The organism is Pseudomonas sp. H1_F01, from assembly GCF_054681425.1.
Genome location: NZ_CP162823.1, coordinates 6,641,277 through 6,654,502, shown reverse-complemented (window position 1 = coordinate 6,654,502; position 13,226 = coordinate 6,641,277). Strand labels below are relative to the sequence as shown.

General features: G+C 61.8%; 10 protein-coding genes and 1 tRNA gene. 8 read left to right on the top strand and 3 right to left on the bottom strand.

Annotated elements, in window-relative coordinates; genetic code table 11:
- Nucleotides 1-25: 25 nt before the first annotated feature.
- The 4 genes from AB4O09_RS29830 to AB4O09_RS29815 all read left to right on the top strand — a co-directional run bounded on the left by AB4O09_RS29830 (nucleotide 26) and on the right by AB4O09_RS29815 (nucleotide 3,814).
- Nucleotides 26-607, top strand: a complete 582-nt coding sequence (locus AB4O09_RS29830; RefSeq protein WP_003196476.1) for a hypothetical protein — start codon at nucleotides 26-28, stop codon at nucleotides 605-607.
- A gap of 176 nt (nucleotides 608-783) precedes the next feature.
- Nucleotides 784-2,457, top strand: coding sequence for a vWA domain-containing protein (locus AB4O09_RS29825; protein ID WP_003196478.1), 1,674 nt, complete (start codon nucleotides 784-786; stop codon nucleotides 2,455-2,457).
- A 170-nt stretch (nucleotides 2,458-2,627) separates the two neighbouring features.
- Nucleotides 2,628-3,200 (top strand): RNA polymerase sigma factor, encoded by a 573-nt coding sequence (locus tag AB4O09_RS29820; RefSeq protein WP_003196480.1) that lies wholly within the window; start codon nucleotides 2,628-2,630, stop codon nucleotides 3,198-3,200.
- The gene (locus AB4O09_RS29815) at nucleotides 3,197-3,814 is read left to right on the top strand and encodes a hypothetical protein (protein WP_013692007.1); all 618 of its coding nucleotides are present in this window, start codon (nucleotides 3,197-3,199) and stop codon (nucleotides 3,812-3,814) included. The genes AB4O09_RS29820 and AB4O09_RS29815 overlap by 4 nt, the downstream gene beginning before the upstream one ends.
- A gap of 62 nt (nucleotides 3,815-3,876) precedes the next feature.
- On the opposite strand, the gene AB4O09_RS29810 is transcribed toward AB4O09_RS29815, so the two are convergent.
- A tRNA-Arg gene (locus AB4O09_RS29810) sits at nucleotides 3,877-3,953 on the bottom strand.
- 350 nt (nucleotides 3,954-4,303) lie between these two features.
- Here AB4O09_RS29810 and gabD point away from each other — a divergent pair.
- The 3 genes from gabD to AB4O09_RS29795 all read left to right on the top strand — a co-directional run bounded on the left by gabD (nucleotide 4,304) and on the right by AB4O09_RS29795 (nucleotide 8,548).
- Entirely contained in the window at nucleotides 4,304-5,746 is a 1,443-nt protein-coding gene (gabD, locus tag AB4O09_RS29805; RefSeq protein ID WP_003196484.1) for an NADP-dependent succinate-semialdehyde dehydrogenase, read from the top strand.
- Between the two features lie 171 nt (nucleotides 5,747-5,917).
- A complete protein-coding gene (gene gabT, locus AB4O09_RS29800) occupies nucleotides 5,918-7,195 on the top strand; it encodes a 4-aminobutyrate--2-oxoglutarate transaminase (RefSeq protein ID WP_003196486.1) in 1,278 nt (425 codons plus the stop codon).
- Between the two features lie 138 nt (nucleotides 7,196-7,333).
- On the top strand, nucleotides 7,334-8,548 hold the full coding sequence (locus AB4O09_RS29795; protein ID WP_003196488.1) for a response regulator: 1,215 nt from the start codon (nucleotides 7,334-7,336) through the stop codon (nucleotides 8,546-8,548).
- 148 nt (nucleotides 8,549-8,696) lie between these two features.
- Here AB4O09_RS29795 and AB4O09_RS29790 read toward each other — a convergent pair whose 3' ends face one another.
- Complete coding sequence (locus AB4O09_RS29790) at nucleotides 8,697-9,686, bottom strand: GGDEF domain-containing protein (RefSeq protein ID WP_027912073.1); 990 nt, start codon at nucleotides 9,684-9,686, stop codon at nucleotides 8,697-8,699.
- A 286-nt stretch (nucleotides 9,687-9,972) separates the two neighbouring features.
- Nucleotides 9,973-11,160: a delta-9 fatty acid desaturase DesA gene (gene desA, locus AB4O09_RS29785; RefSeq protein ID WP_003196493.1), complete on the bottom strand. Its 1,188-nt coding sequence runs from the start codon at nucleotides 11,158-11,160 to the stop codon at nucleotides 9,973-9,975.
- Nucleotides 11,161-11,303: 143 nt separating this feature from the next.
- Here desA and dibA point away from each other — a divergent pair, with 143 nt between their 5' ends.
- Entirely contained in the window at nucleotides 11,304-13,211 is a 1,908-nt protein-coding gene (gene dibA / locus AB4O09_RS29780; RefSeq protein ID WP_003196496.1) for a phosphodiesterase DibA, read from the top strand.
- The last annotated feature ends 15 nt before the right edge of the window (nucleotides 13,212-13,226 follow it).

The window sequence follows — 13,226 nt, the reverse complement described above, 5'->3', positions numbered from 1 at the left end:
CTACCTCTCAAGGACGAATTCAAACATGCGAGTTTTTACCCTGTTGCTGGCCCTCTGCCTTATGGCAGGTTGTGCTTCCAAGCCTGATTACTACATTTCCCCTGCGCCAGTGGCGATCCCCGAGACCGCCACCTATTGGATCGACACGTTCAACGTTGAAGTCGTCGGCAAAAACGAACGCTTCCTGCCCGACGAAAAAGTCCGTGACCAGTTACACACCGACCTGATCGTCCGCCTGCTCGACGGCAATCGCTATGCCTCCAGCAAGGAAACCGCTGACTATCTGCTGGACATCAACGCCGTCTATGCGCGCCGTATTCAAGACACCCAAGGTGGTTTCATGAACAAGATCGTCGCCGACGGTACGTACCTGGCCAGTGTCGATTTCAATTATCAGGTCAAGGTGAAGAAGGCCGGTGTCGAAGTGCTGCACTTTGCCCAGGCCCGCCAGGGGCTGATGCCGGGTGGGGCGATCGGGCAACTTGAGGTTCTGAAAGGCATGACGGGGGCGCTGACGAACAGAGGCAACTCCGATGTCGAAGACTATTACACCAGTCATTTGAGCGGCTTCATCGCCGATGATCTGCGGGGCATTCCGTCCCGCTAACAATGCCTGCTGCAACGTGCTGGCGATTGCTCCAATCGCGGTAACGGCCTGGCCACTCTGGGGTGGCCGGCGCAGTCTTTTCAGCACATCAAAAAAATCTTTTGGTCGTTAACCCGAACCCCATGCGCCCTGCGTCTGACTCTGTGAACGGATCATTCATTCACGAGGTTCAGCCCATGTCCCGTCCACTTCCCTTTATGCGTCCTGCTGCCCAAGGCTTCGCCGTGACTTTGCTGGTGGCGTTGGCCGGTTGTGGGTTGTCTTCCCGGGAGGCTGCCAAGCCGTCCGAACCGGTAGCCGTGGTGCCCAGTGTTGTGCCGCAAGGCGAGATTGTCGAAATGCACCCGTCGGCGGTCAAACGCATGGCGATGAAGCCGACATTGATGCCCGCCCCGAGCGTGGCGAACGATGCCCTCGCCGGGGGGTACCGCACTGAGCCGCGCGAGCAGTACGAAAAACTGCCGGACAACCCCATCCATAGCGTCGCCGAAACGCCGGTCTCGACCTTCAGCGTGGATGTCGACACCGGCAGCTATGCCAATGTGCGACGTTTGCTCAATCAAGGCAGCCTGCCGCCCGAAGGTGCCGTGCGACTGGAGGAAATGGTCAATTATTTTCCGTATAGCTATGCCCTGCCCACCGACGGTTCACCCTTTGGTTTGACCACCGAGGTGGCACCATCGCCGTGGAACCCTCACACCCGCTTGTTGCGCATCGGCATCAAGGCCAGCGACCGTGCTGTGGCGGATCTGGCGCCGGCCAACCTGGTCTTCCTGGTGGATGTTTCCGGTTCCATGGACCGTCGCGAAGGCCTGCCGCTGGTCAAGAGCACGCTGAAATTGCTGGTGGACCAATTGCGCGATCAGGACCGGGTATCCCTGGTGGTCTATGCCGGCGAATCCCGGGTGGTGCTCAAGCCCACTTCGGGGCGCGACAAGGTGACAATCCGCAACGCCATCGACCAACTCGACGCCGGTGGTTCCACCGCAGGCGCCTCGGGTATCGAACTGGCCTACCAGATGGCTCGGGAGAGCTTTATCGACAAAGGCATCAACCGCATCCTGCTGGCCACCGATGGCGACTTCAACGTCGGCGTCAGTGATTTCGACAGCCTCAAGCAGATGGCGGTGGACCAGCGTAAGAGTGGCGTTTCCCTGACGACGCTGGGCTTCGGTGTGGATAACTACAATGAACACCTGATGGAGCAATTGGCTGACGCCGGTGACGGTAACTACGCCTACATCGACAACCTGCTCGAGGCGCGCAAAGTCCTGGTCGACCAGCTCAGCTCCACCCTGGCGGTGGTGGCGCGGGATGTGAAGTTGCAGGTGGAGTTCAACCCCGCCCAGGTCAGTGAGTATCGCCTGCTCGGTTATGAGAACCGCGCGTTGAAGCGTGAGGATTTCAACAACGACAAGGTCGATGCGGGCGAGATCGGCGCCGGGCATACGGTGACGGCCTTGTATGAAATTGTCCCGAAAGGCCAACCGGGCTGGTTGGAGCCGCTGCGCTATGCCAGCACGCCCCAATCGGAGGGTAAATCAGGCGAATTGGCGATGTTGCGCGTACGCTACAAACCCGCTGAGGGCGGTAGCAGTCGATTGATCGAGCATCCGATTGCGGGCGTGCAGGACGAACACAAGGCCAGCGATGACCTGCGTTTCTCGGCTGCCGTGGCGGCCTTCGCCCAGCAGCTCAAGGGTGATGGGCGTTACACTGGGACGATGAGCTTGAAGGACACTGCGCAATTGGCGCGCTCGGCCCGTGGTGATGACCCGTTCGGGCTGCGTGCCGAGTTCGTGCAGTTGGTGGAACTGGCCCAGAGCCTCGAGCCCGCGGCCAAGCGCTGATCCCGAGCACAACGAGGACCAAAATGTGGGAGCTGGCTTGCCTGCGAAGGCGGCGTTTCAGGCACAGCAGTTTCGCCTGACACGCCGCCTTCGCGGGCAAGCCCTGCTCCCACAGAGTCCTCTGCAATCTGCAAGACCGTGTTCTACATCGAAAGGAGTTCGTCCCCCACATGCCCGCTGCGCTTGATTCTCCCAGCGACGAATCGCTGCTGGCCCGCTACCGCAATGGCGATGGGGCTTCTTTCGAAGTCCTCTACGCCCGCCATCGGCAAGGGCTCTACCGTTTCCTGGTGTCCTTGAGCAACAAGGCCGAACTGGCCGAAGAAGTGTTCCAAGACACTTGGCTCAGCCTGATTCGCAGCACCACCCAGCCACAAGGCCGGGCGAGTTTTCGCACCTGGCTGTTCCAGATTGCCCGCAACCGCTTGATCGACCACTGGCGCAAGCATGGTGTCCGCAACCCGTTGCACGACAGCTACGACGAGCAGCTTCACGTCCAACCCGACGACACCAGCAGCCCTGAGCGACAGTTGACCCTGAGTCGAGACCAGGCGCGTCTCGACGCTGCATTGCAGGCTTTGCCCGAAGATCAGCGGGAAGTCTTCCTGCTGCGCCTGCACGGCGACCTGGAGCTGCCACAGATTGCCGCCTTGACCGGCGCCCCGCTGGAAACGGTCAAGAGCCGCTTGCGTTACGCCCAGCAGAAATTGCATCGCCTGCTGGCCGAGGAGGTACCCGCATGATCGACCCCAAAAACACCCCGGCCCCCGACGATGAAGTGCTGATCGAGCATTTCCGCCAACACGCCAGCGCCGAGCCGCCGGCCTCCCTGGACGCCTTCATCCTGGCCGCTGCCCGCCGTGAAGCCCCGACGCCCGCGCCAAGCCTGTGGCAGCGCTGGCTACAGGCCTGCCAACGGCCGCGCTGGCAAATGGCATTCGCCACGGTTGCCGGCGTGGCGCTGATGATCGGCCTGGTACTGCGTTCGCCCGTGACCCACGACGAACTGTCCGCACCCGCCTCGATGGAGTTTTCCGCCGATCGGCAAGCGCCCGCCGTTGCCGCTGCACCGCCGCCGGCGATGCCCGCCCCTGCACCGATCATCCGCATGGCGCCCCAGGGCGAACTGGCCCGAGCCCCGGCAAGCCCTGACCAGACCCTTGCGGAAAAGTCGGCGGCGAAAATGAGCAAACCCGCGCCCGCTGCACTGCCATCGTTGGAGCAAGGCTTGCTGGAGATACTGCGCTTGCGCGAGGCGGGAGAGAGCAAGGCTGCTGATGAAAAGCTGCTGGCGCTGCATCAGCGCTTTCCCGAGGAGGACTTGCCGGCGCGGTTGGAGGCGTTGCGCAAGCGTTGAGTAAGATCAGCGCCCACAAAAAAGCCCCAGGCCTTGCGACCTGGGGCTTTTGATTCTGAAGATGGTGCACCAGGCGGGATTCGAACCCACGACCCCTGCCTTCGGAGGGCAGTACTCTATCCAGCTGAGCTACTGGTGCGACGCGGGCGCCATGATACTCATATGCATCGCGGGCGTCCATGCTGCTGATTTGCCGGTGTTTTCATGAGGCTGGGCGGGCATCGGCTACGCTGATCAGAAAAAACGGGCAAATTCGTTTTTTTCGTTCTTTTTTTCGAACAGCCTATTGTCCTTCACCCCTATCGGCCCTAGGATTCGTTTGAGATTTCAAACGCTCTTGTCTGGGTGCTGAACCGCACGTCTGTGCTTTTGTGCGTTATTTCTGTGCTTCAGCCCGGTGAATGATTTCCCTGACGGCAGCCCCCCGAGGCGCCTTTCTACAAATCTAATTCGCTCCGCGCGTGCGCGGTGCTGTTAAGGAAAGCCGACATGCAGCTTAAAGACACCCAGTTGTTCCGCCAACAAGCCTTTATCGATGGCGCTTGGGTCGATGCGGACAATGGTCAGACGATCAAGGTCACCAACCCGGCAACGGGCGAAGTGCTGGGCACTGTGCCGAAAATGGGCGCCGCCGAAACCCGCCGGGCGATTGAAGCCGCCGACAAGGCACTGCCGGCCTGGCGTGCACTGACCGCCAAGGAGCGCGCCAACAAGCTGCGCCGCTGGTACGAATTGCTGATCGAAAACCAGGACGACCTCGGTCGCCTGATGACCCTGGAACAAGGCAAGCCACTGGCCGAAGCCAAGGGCGAAATCGTCTACGCCGCCTCGTTCATCGAATGGTTCGCCGAAGAAGCCAAGCGCATCTACGGTGACGTGATTCCCGGCCACCAACCCGACAAACGCCTGATCGTGATCAAGCAGCCGATCGGCGTGACCGCAGCCATTACCCCGTGGAACTTCCCGGCCGCGATGATCACCCGCAAGGCCGGCCCGGCCCTGGCTGCCGGTTGCACCATGGTCATCAAGCCAGCTTCGCAAACCCCGTTCTCGGCCCTGGCCCTCGTGGAACTGGCGCACCGTGCCGGGATCCCGCAAGGCGTGCTGAGCGTGGTCACCGGTAGCGCCGGCGACATCGGTGGCGAGCTGACCAGCAACCCGATCGTGCGCAAGCTGTCGTTCACCGGTTCGACCGAGATCGGTCGCCAGTTGATGGCCGAATGTGCCAAGGACATCAAGAAAGTCTCCCTGGAACTGGGCGGCAACGCGCCGTTCATCGTGTTCGACGACGCGGACCTGGATAAGGCCGTCGAAGGCGCGATCATTTCCAAATACCGCAACAACGGCCAGACCTGCGTCTGCGCCAACCGCCTGTACATCCAGGATTCGGTGTACGACGCGTTTGCCGAAAAACTGAAAGTGGCGGTGGCCAAGCTCAAGATCGGCAACGGCCTGGACGATGGCACCACCACCGGTCCCTTGATCGACGGCAAAGCGGTCGCCAAGGTGCAGGAACACATCGCTGATGCCGTCAGTAAAGGCGCGACCGTGCTGTCGGGCGGCAAGGCAATGGAAGGCAACTTCTTCGAGCCGACCATCCTGACCAACGTGCCGAAGAACGCTGCAGTGGCGAAAGAAGAAACCTTCGGCCCGCTGGCACCGCTGTTCCGTTTCAAAGACGAAGCCGAAGTGATCGCGATGTCCAACGACACCGAGTTCGGCCTGGCCTCGTACTTCTATGCTCGCGACCTGGGCCGTGTGTTCCGTGTGGCCGAAGCCCTGGAATACGGCATGGTCGGCGTCAACACCGGGTTGATTTCCAACGAAGTCGCGCCATTCGGCGGCATCAAGGCTTCGGGCCTGGGCCGTGAAGGCTCCAAGTACGGCATCGAGGATTACCTGGAAATCAAATACCTCTGCCTGGGTATCTGATCTGCTTCAAGCGCAAAGGGCACGAGAGCGCTGTCCCTTTGCGCGTTTCACCCGTTCTGTTTCTTGTGGCCGGAACGCTGCGGCAGTCGATCATCGCATGCTGTCGCAGTTGCCTCCCCGCCATGTATTCCTTGAGCCACGCCGACCGATGAGCGGCGAATGAGGACTGTAATGAGCAAGACTAACGCTGACTTGATGGCCCGCCGTACCGCCGCTGTTCCACGCGGTGTTGGCCAGATTCACCCGATCTTTGCCGAATCGGCGAAGAACGCCACGGTAACTGACGTTGAAGGTCGTGAATTCATCGACTTCGCCGGCGGCATCGCCGTGCTGAACACCGGCCACGTACACCCGAAAATCATCGCCGCCGTGACCGAGCAGCTGAACAAGCTGACCCACACCTGCTTCCAGGTCCTGGCCTACGAGCCCTACGTGGAACTGTGCGAAAAAATCAACGCCAAGGTGCCGGGTGATTTCGCCAAGAAAACCCTGCTGGTGACCACCGGTTCGGAAGCGGTGGAAAACGCCGTGAAAATCGCCCGCGCCGCCACGGGCCGTGCCGGTGTGATCGCCTTCACCGGCGCTTACCACGGTCGCACCATGATGACCTTGGGCCTGACCGGTAAAGTCGTGCCGTACTCGGCCGGCATGGGTCTGATGCCCGGCGGCATCTTCCGCGCGCTTTACCCGAACGAACTGCACGGCGTGAGCATCGACGACTCCATCGCCAGCATCGAGCGTATCTTCAAGAACGACGCCGAGCCGCGTGACATCGCGGCAATCATCATCGAGCCGGTACAGGGCGAAGGTGGTTTCTACGTAGCACCCAAGGAATTCATGAAGCGCCTGCGCGCTTTGTGCGACCAGCACGGCATCCTGCTGATCGCTGACGAAGTGCAGACCGGTGCCGGCCGTACCGGCACCTTCTTCGCCATGGAGCAGATGGGCGTTGCCGCCGACCTGACCACCTTCGCCAAATCCATCGCTGGCGGCTTCCCGTTGGCCGGTGTGTGCGGCAAGGCCGAGTACATGGATGCAATCGCGCCGGGTGGCCTGGGTGGCACCTACGCCGGTAGCCCGATCGCCTGTGCGGCGGCGTTGGCGGTAATGGACGTGTTCGAAGAAGAACACCTGCTGGACCGCTGCAAGGCGGTGGGCGAGCGTCTGGTGACCGGCCTCAAGGCGATCCAGAAGAAGTACCCGGTCATCGGTGACGTGCGTGCCCTGGGCGCGATGATCGCCGTGGAGCTGTTCGAAAACGGCGACTCCCACAAGCCGAACGCGGCAGCGGTAGCCCAAATCGTGGCCAAGGCGCGCGACAAGGGCCTGATCCTGCTGTCCTGCGGCACCTACGGCAACGTACTGCGGGTGCTGGTGCCGCTGACCGCGCCGGACGAGCAACTGGACAAAGGCCTGGCGATCCTCGAAGAGTGCTTCTCCGAACTCTGAGTGACGGTTGTGCGCTGATCCACAAAAACCCGCCTTCTGGCGGGTTTTTTCATGTCCGCGAACCTGCCCGGTGGATTTTGAGCTGTCTGGAACGGCCACCAAGGTCTAAGGTGCAAGTATGGCAAGGGAGCATGCTGCATGACTGCTGTGGATTTACCCGCTGTACCGCGTGTGTTGATCGCCGAGGCCGATCCGGCGTCCCGTGAGCTGCTTGAGCAGGTGTTGTCGGGTGTGCGCTGCGATGCTCGGGTGGACACTTGTGGCGACGGCAAAGAGGCTTTGGATTTGCTGGCGAAACATCCCTACGACCTGGTGATCGCCGATTGGGAGCTGCCGGGGGTTGATGGCCTGGCGATTCTGCGTGGCCTTCGCCAGCAGCATCGCACCCCGCCGTTGCCGTTCATCCTGATGAGCCGACGCAACGACAGCGCCAGCGTGCGCGAGGTCTTGCCGCTGGCGCCGACCGCGTATCTGACCAAGCCCTTGAACCGGGAGAACCTGACCCAGCGTTTGCAGGGGTTGTTGGTGGGCGGTGAAGAAACCTCCAACGATGCGCCGGTTCCGGGGCCGGGGTTGACCCTGATAGCTTTTCTGGAGCGTCGGCGTGATCTGTCCGAAGGCGCGCCGCTGATGACCGATGTGCAGGTGGCAGTCAAGCGCTGCCTCAACCCCGCTGGCCTGGATCTGAAGCTGCTGGAAGAAGAGATTCGTACCGACCCGCAAATCACTGGGGTGCTGATTGCGGCGGCCAACAGCGCTGCCCAGCATCAGGGCGGCGGCCCGGTGCAGACCGTGGCCCAGGCGCTGCACCAGCTCGGCACCGGGCAAAGCATGAACCTGATTCTCGGCCTGACCCTCAAGCGCTGCGCCCGGCTCACCGTTCCCTGTCTGGCGGACTATGCCAAGCGCTACTGGGAATTGTCGCTGCACACCGCGGAGTACGCCCGGATCCTGGCGCGGCTACTGGATCTGGAACCGGAGCGTTGTTACTGCGCGGGGCTGTTACACCGCCTGGGCGACCTGGCGCTGTTGCGTTGCCTGGAGGAGTGGACCCAGGCGGGTGGCGAGTTGGATGAGTTGGAGGAAGTAGGGAGTTGCCTAGATCAATACGGCGCCGGTTTCGGCTCGGCGCTGCGCACTCGCTGGCGCCTGCCGCTGGAGCTGCGTGAGTTGATCGCGGCAGCCTATAGCCTGGGTGGTGGGGTTTATTCCCGCGAGGCACTGGTGATGAACATGGCGGCGCAGATGGCCCACCTGACCGAGCATGAAGGACTTGAAGAGCTGGCCCGGGGGCGCACGGCACGGTTGCTGAAGATCGGCTTGCCGGAGTTGATGCGGTTGCGCCGCAAGTAGCACCACCACCTAACCCCCCTGTGGGAGCGAGCTTTGTGGGAGCAAAGCTTGCTCGCGATGCAGGCAACTCGGGTTCAAGTGGACACCGAGGCGCTGCTATCGCGGGCAAGCCTTGCTCCCACAGGGGTTCAGTGGCGGGACAACTCACTCAAGCCGCGATGATGCGGTTCTTGCCCTGGCGCTTGGCTTCGTACATGGCCGCGTCGGCGCGGGCGAACAGGCTGTCGAGGCTCTGGTCGTCGGCCGTGATGCCGGTCAGGCCCTGGCTGACGGTAATACCGAAGCCCCGTTCCCCGCTGCGGAAGGCCAGGCGCTGGATCTCCCGTTGCAACCGCTCGGCCACTTGCAGCGCCATGTCCGGGGCGCAGCCGGGGAACACCGCGGCGAACTCTTCGCCGCCGATCCGCCCGAACAGGTCACCGCGCCGGAGCACGGACCGCCCGCTTTCGGCGATTCTCTGCAACACGGTATCGCCTTCCTGGTGGCCGTAGGTGTCGTTGATCACCTTGAAGTCATCGATGTCGAGCAACAGGAACGCCATGGGCATGCCTTGTAGCCGTGCCTGCTCGAATTCACGGTGGGCGCATTCGAAGAAATGCCGGCGATTGCTGCTTTGGGTCAGCACGTCGGTGGTCGCCAGGCGCTGGAGTTCGCTTTCCAGCAGCTTCTTTTCGGTGATGTCTTCGGCAATGCCCACCACAATCACCGGTTGCCCTGGCTCGGCCTTGCGGTTGATGAAGCATTTGTCGCTCAGCCAGCGGATCTGGCCGTTGCCGGCGATGATGCGGTATTCACGGTCTTCGACGGCGCCTTTGACCAATACTTCGGCCAGGCTGCGTTCGGCGTATTCCAGGTCGTCGGGGTAGATTGCGTCGCGCCATTCGTTGAAGTCAGCCAGGACCAGGCCGGCGGGGCGGCCGAAGATCCGCTCGTAGGCGGGGCTGACATACAGCACTTGGCGGGTTTCCCAGTTGAACGCCCACAGCACGGCATTGACGCTGACCAGCAACGAGCTGAACAGCTGCTCACGCTCGCTCAGGCGCGCCACTTCACCCTGGGCATGCATCAGCGCCATGAGCGTCTGGGCTGCCTCGGGCCAATGAGGTAGGGAGTAATCCTGTAGGTTCTTGTCGACCATCGGTACAAATCTCAAAGAGCATGCACTGCTGTTGGTTCGCACGCGCTTTCTCCAAAACCCGCCTGGATGGCGAAGTGCTCTTTGAGATAGGGGATTTGGGGCGAAGTTCCTTTTCAGGCGACGAAGGGCGGGGGATTTAGCCGGTCAGTTTATGGGGGCTGAACTTGTGGCCAGAGATTGCCCCCGCTGGGCCTGTAGGAGCTGTCGAGCGGAGCGAGGCTGCGATCTTTCCCCTGACGCTTGAATCTCAAGCGAAAGATCGAAAGATCGCAGCCTTCGGCAGCTCCTACAGGGCCGTGGCAGGCCGTAGCGAGTAGGTCTTGAGCTGGTCGGCGAAGTCCCGCAGGGACTGGATGCCGCTGGCCTCGGCCTCGTGGACCCATTCCTTGATGGCGGCGAGCATGTCGTGGCCGTTGCTGCTGGTCTTGACCCAGATCTGCTGCAAGGCCAGGCGTTTCTCGTAGATCACCTTCAGCGCCTGGCTGTGTTCGAGCATGTTCTGGATGCGCACGTGGTGACGGTCGTCCAGCAGGCTGGTTTCCCGCGACAGCAGGCGTTTGGCCCGGTGGAACTGATGACGCACCGAGTGATCGACCTTTTCCAGTTCCTGCTTGACCAGCGGCGCGATGACCAGCCGGCGGTACTGCGCCATGATCTGGAAACGGTTGTTGAGAATCGCCATGGCCGTGTCCATGTCCAGGTGGCCCTTGCCTTCGACCCGGTGGGCGATCGGCGCAACCCGCTGGACCTTGGCCAGGCGCAGGACACTGAACACCCGGATCCAGGCCCAGCCCAGGTCGAACTCCCATTTGCGTACCGACAGCTTGGCCGAGTTGGGGTAGGTGTGGTGGTTGTTGTGCAGTTCTTCGCCGCCGATCAGGATGCCCCAGGGCACCAGGTTGGTCGCCGCATCGCGGCATTCGAAGTTGCGGTAGCCCACGGCATGGCCCAGGCCGTTGACCACGCCGGCGGCCCACACGGGAATCCACATCATCTGGATGGCCCAGATGGTGATGCCGATGGTGCCGAACAGCAGCAGGTCGATGACGCCCATGATCGCCACGCCCAGCAGCGGGAAGCGGCTGTAGAGGTTGCGCTCGATCCAGTCGTCGGGGCAGTTCTTGCCGTAGATGCGCAGGGTTTCCGGATTTTCCGCCTCGGCGCGATACAGCTCGGCGCCTTTGCGCAGCACGGTGGACAAGCCTTTTATGACCGGGCTGTGGGGGTCGTCGACGGTTTCGCATTTGGCGTGGTGCTTGCGGTGGATGGCGGTCCACTCGCGGGTGTTCTGTGCCGTGGTCAGCCACAGCCAGAAACGGAAGAAATGTTTGAGACCCGCATTGAGCTCCAGGGAGCGGTGCGCCGAATAACGGTGCAGGTAGACCGTGACGGCAATGATCGTGACGTGGGTCATCAGCAGGGTGACTGCCACCAGTGACCAGGCCGACAAGCCAAGAAAACCTTCGTACCACATAGGCTGTAGGGCCCTCATAAAGATAGAAACAGCCGTTGCATTATCACCGGCCCTACAGATAAAACCAGTCGGCCTTTCAGATAAGAGTGGCTGGATGTTTCTTCCTCTATAATCCACCTCTTTGTAGGGACATGGATGGCCGAATGACTGTCTATCAACGCAGTGCCATGCGCGTAGCGCTGCTTTATCTTGTGCTGTCAGTCATCTGGCTGCAACTGACTGGTTATTTATCGACCAGTTTCTTCGATCAATTCGCCGACAGACAACGCTGGCTACTGATCAACGGCTATGCCTGGGCTCTGTTCAGCGCCGGGTTGGTCTTCCTGGCGCGGGCGCGGATCTCGCGATTTTTCGCCAAGGGCGAGCACGGCGCCGATCGAGAGCGCCTGCGCCAGGCTGCCGCCGTCTTCGATTGCACCCGCGAAGGGGTGTTGGTGACCGACCGCAACGGCCTGATCGTGCACGTGAACCGGGCCTTCATCGCGATCACCGGTTATGTGCGGGACGAAGTGCTGGGCCAGCGCCCCAGCCTGTTCAAGTCCGGTCGCCACGGGCCGGAGTTCTATCGCGACATGTTTGCTTCCCTGAACAGCCAGGGCGAATGGAGCGGCGAGATCTGGAATCGGCGTAAAAGCGGTGAGATCTACCCGCAATGGCAGACGATCCGCGTCATTCGCGACGACAGCGGCGAGGTCAGCCATTATGTCGCGGTGTTTTCCGACATCAGCGCCATCAAGGATTCCGAGCATGAACTGGCTTACCTGGCCCATCACGACCCGTTGACCGGCTTGCCCAACCGCCTGCTGTTTTCCGATCGCACCGAGCAGGCCTTGGCGTCAGCGCAATTGCACAAGCGTGGCTGTGCCCTGTTGCTGCTGGACCTGGATCACTTCAAGAACATCAATGACAGCCTGGGTCACAACGTGGGCGATGAATTGCTCAAAGGCGTGGCCGAGCGGTTTCGCGGGCTTTTTGCGCCAGGGGTGACCCTGGCCCGGCTCGGGGGCGACGAATTTGCGGTGCTGGTGGAAAACTGCTCGCAGCCAGGCCAGGCAGCGGCGTTGGCCCGGCGCATCCTCGATGCCTTGAAAGAGCCCCTGCGGTTCGATGACCACGCATTGTTCATCAATGCCAGCATCGGCATCAGCCTGTTTCCCGGCGATGCCCTGAGCGCCGGGCAACTGCTGCGCAATGCCGATTCGGCGTTGTTCAAGGCCAAGAACGCCGGACGCGACGGCTATGCCTTGTACACCGAAGAACTCACGGCCCACGCCCAGCAGCGGGTCGAGATTGCCTTCGAATTGCGGCGCGCGCTGCAGCAACAGGAGTTGCGCGTTCACTACCAGCCGGTCCACGAGCTGGCGACCAGTCGTCTGATCGGTGTCGAGGCGCTGGTGCGATGGGAGCATCCCACGCGGGGGCTGGTGTCGCCGGCCGAGTTCATTCCCATCGCTGAACGTACCGGCCTGATTGCCCAGGTCGATGCCTGGGTCATGGACCAGGCCTGCCGGCAGATGTGTCAGTGGCAGCAGGCCGGCGTGGCGCTGTCGTTTGTCGCCGTCAACGTATCGAGTCGGTTGTTTGCCCGTCGCGAGTTGTATGACCAAGTCGCCCAGGTGTTGCACGACACGGGCCTGGATCCGGGTTGCCTGGAACTGGAAGTGACGGAAAGCGCGGTGATGGAAGACCCAGAGGTGGCACTGGAGCAGATGCATCGCCTGCGGGAGCTGGGCGTGCGCCTGGCCATCGACGATTTTGGCACGGGCTATTCGTCGTTGCTGCGGCTCAAGCGTTTGCCGGTGCAGAAGCTGAAGATCGATCAGGGTTTTGTCGCGGGGTTGCCGTGGGATGAGGATGATGCGGCGATCGTCCGGGTGATCATTGCCCTGGCCCACAGCATGGGTATGCAGGTGCACGCCGAGGGCATCGAGCAGCGTGAGCAGGCGGCTTTTTTGCTTGGCCAGGCTTGTGAGCTGGGGCAGGGTTACTGGTTTGGCCGGCCCGTGGCGGCGGCGCTGTTGGATTGGGATCGGGTGCCGGTTATTGCTTGATCGTCAGGGGTATTG

Excerpts from the sequence above, each read along its gene's own strand:
- AB4O09_RS29830 (WP_003196476.1), top strand. The coding sequence starts at position 26 with ATGCGAGTTTTTACCCTGTTGCTGGCCCTCTGCCTTATGGCAGGTTGT.
- desA (WP_003196493.1), bottom strand. The coding sequence starts at position 11,160 with ATGTGGTACGAAGGTTTTCTTGGCTTGTCGGCCTGGTCACTGGTGGCA.
- dibA (WP_003196496.1), top strand. The coding sequence starts at position 11,304 with ATGACTGTCTATCAACGCAGTGCCATGCGCGTAGCGCTGCTTTATCTT.
- AB4O09_RS29825 (WP_003196478.1), top strand. The coding sequence starts at position 784 with ATGTCCCGTCCACTTCCCTTTATGCGTCCTGCTGCCCAAGGCTTCGCC.
- AB4O09_RS29790 (WP_027912073.1), bottom strand. The coding sequence starts at position 9,686 with ATGGTCGACAAGAACCTACAGGATTACTCCCTACCTCATTGGCCCGAG.
- AB4O09_RS29795 (WP_003196488.1), top strand. The coding sequence starts at position 7,334 with ATGACTGCTGTGGATTTACCCGCTGTACCGCGTGTGTTGATCGCCGAG.
- AB4O09_RS29815 (WP_013692007.1), top strand. The coding sequence starts at position 3,197 with ATGATCGACCCCAAAAACACCCCGGCCCCCGACGATGAAGTGCTGATC.
- gabT (WP_003196486.1), top strand. The coding sequence starts at position 5,918 with ATGAGCAAGACTAACGCTGACTTGATGGCCCGCCGTACCGCCGCTGTT.
- gabD (WP_003196484.1), top strand. The coding sequence starts at position 4,304 with ATGCAGCTTAAAGACACCCAGTTGTTCCGCCAACAAGCCTTTATCGAT.
- AB4O09_RS29820 (WP_003196480.1), top strand. The coding sequence starts at position 2,628 with ATGCCCGCTGCGCTTGATTCTCCCAGCGACGAATCGCTGCTGGCCCGC.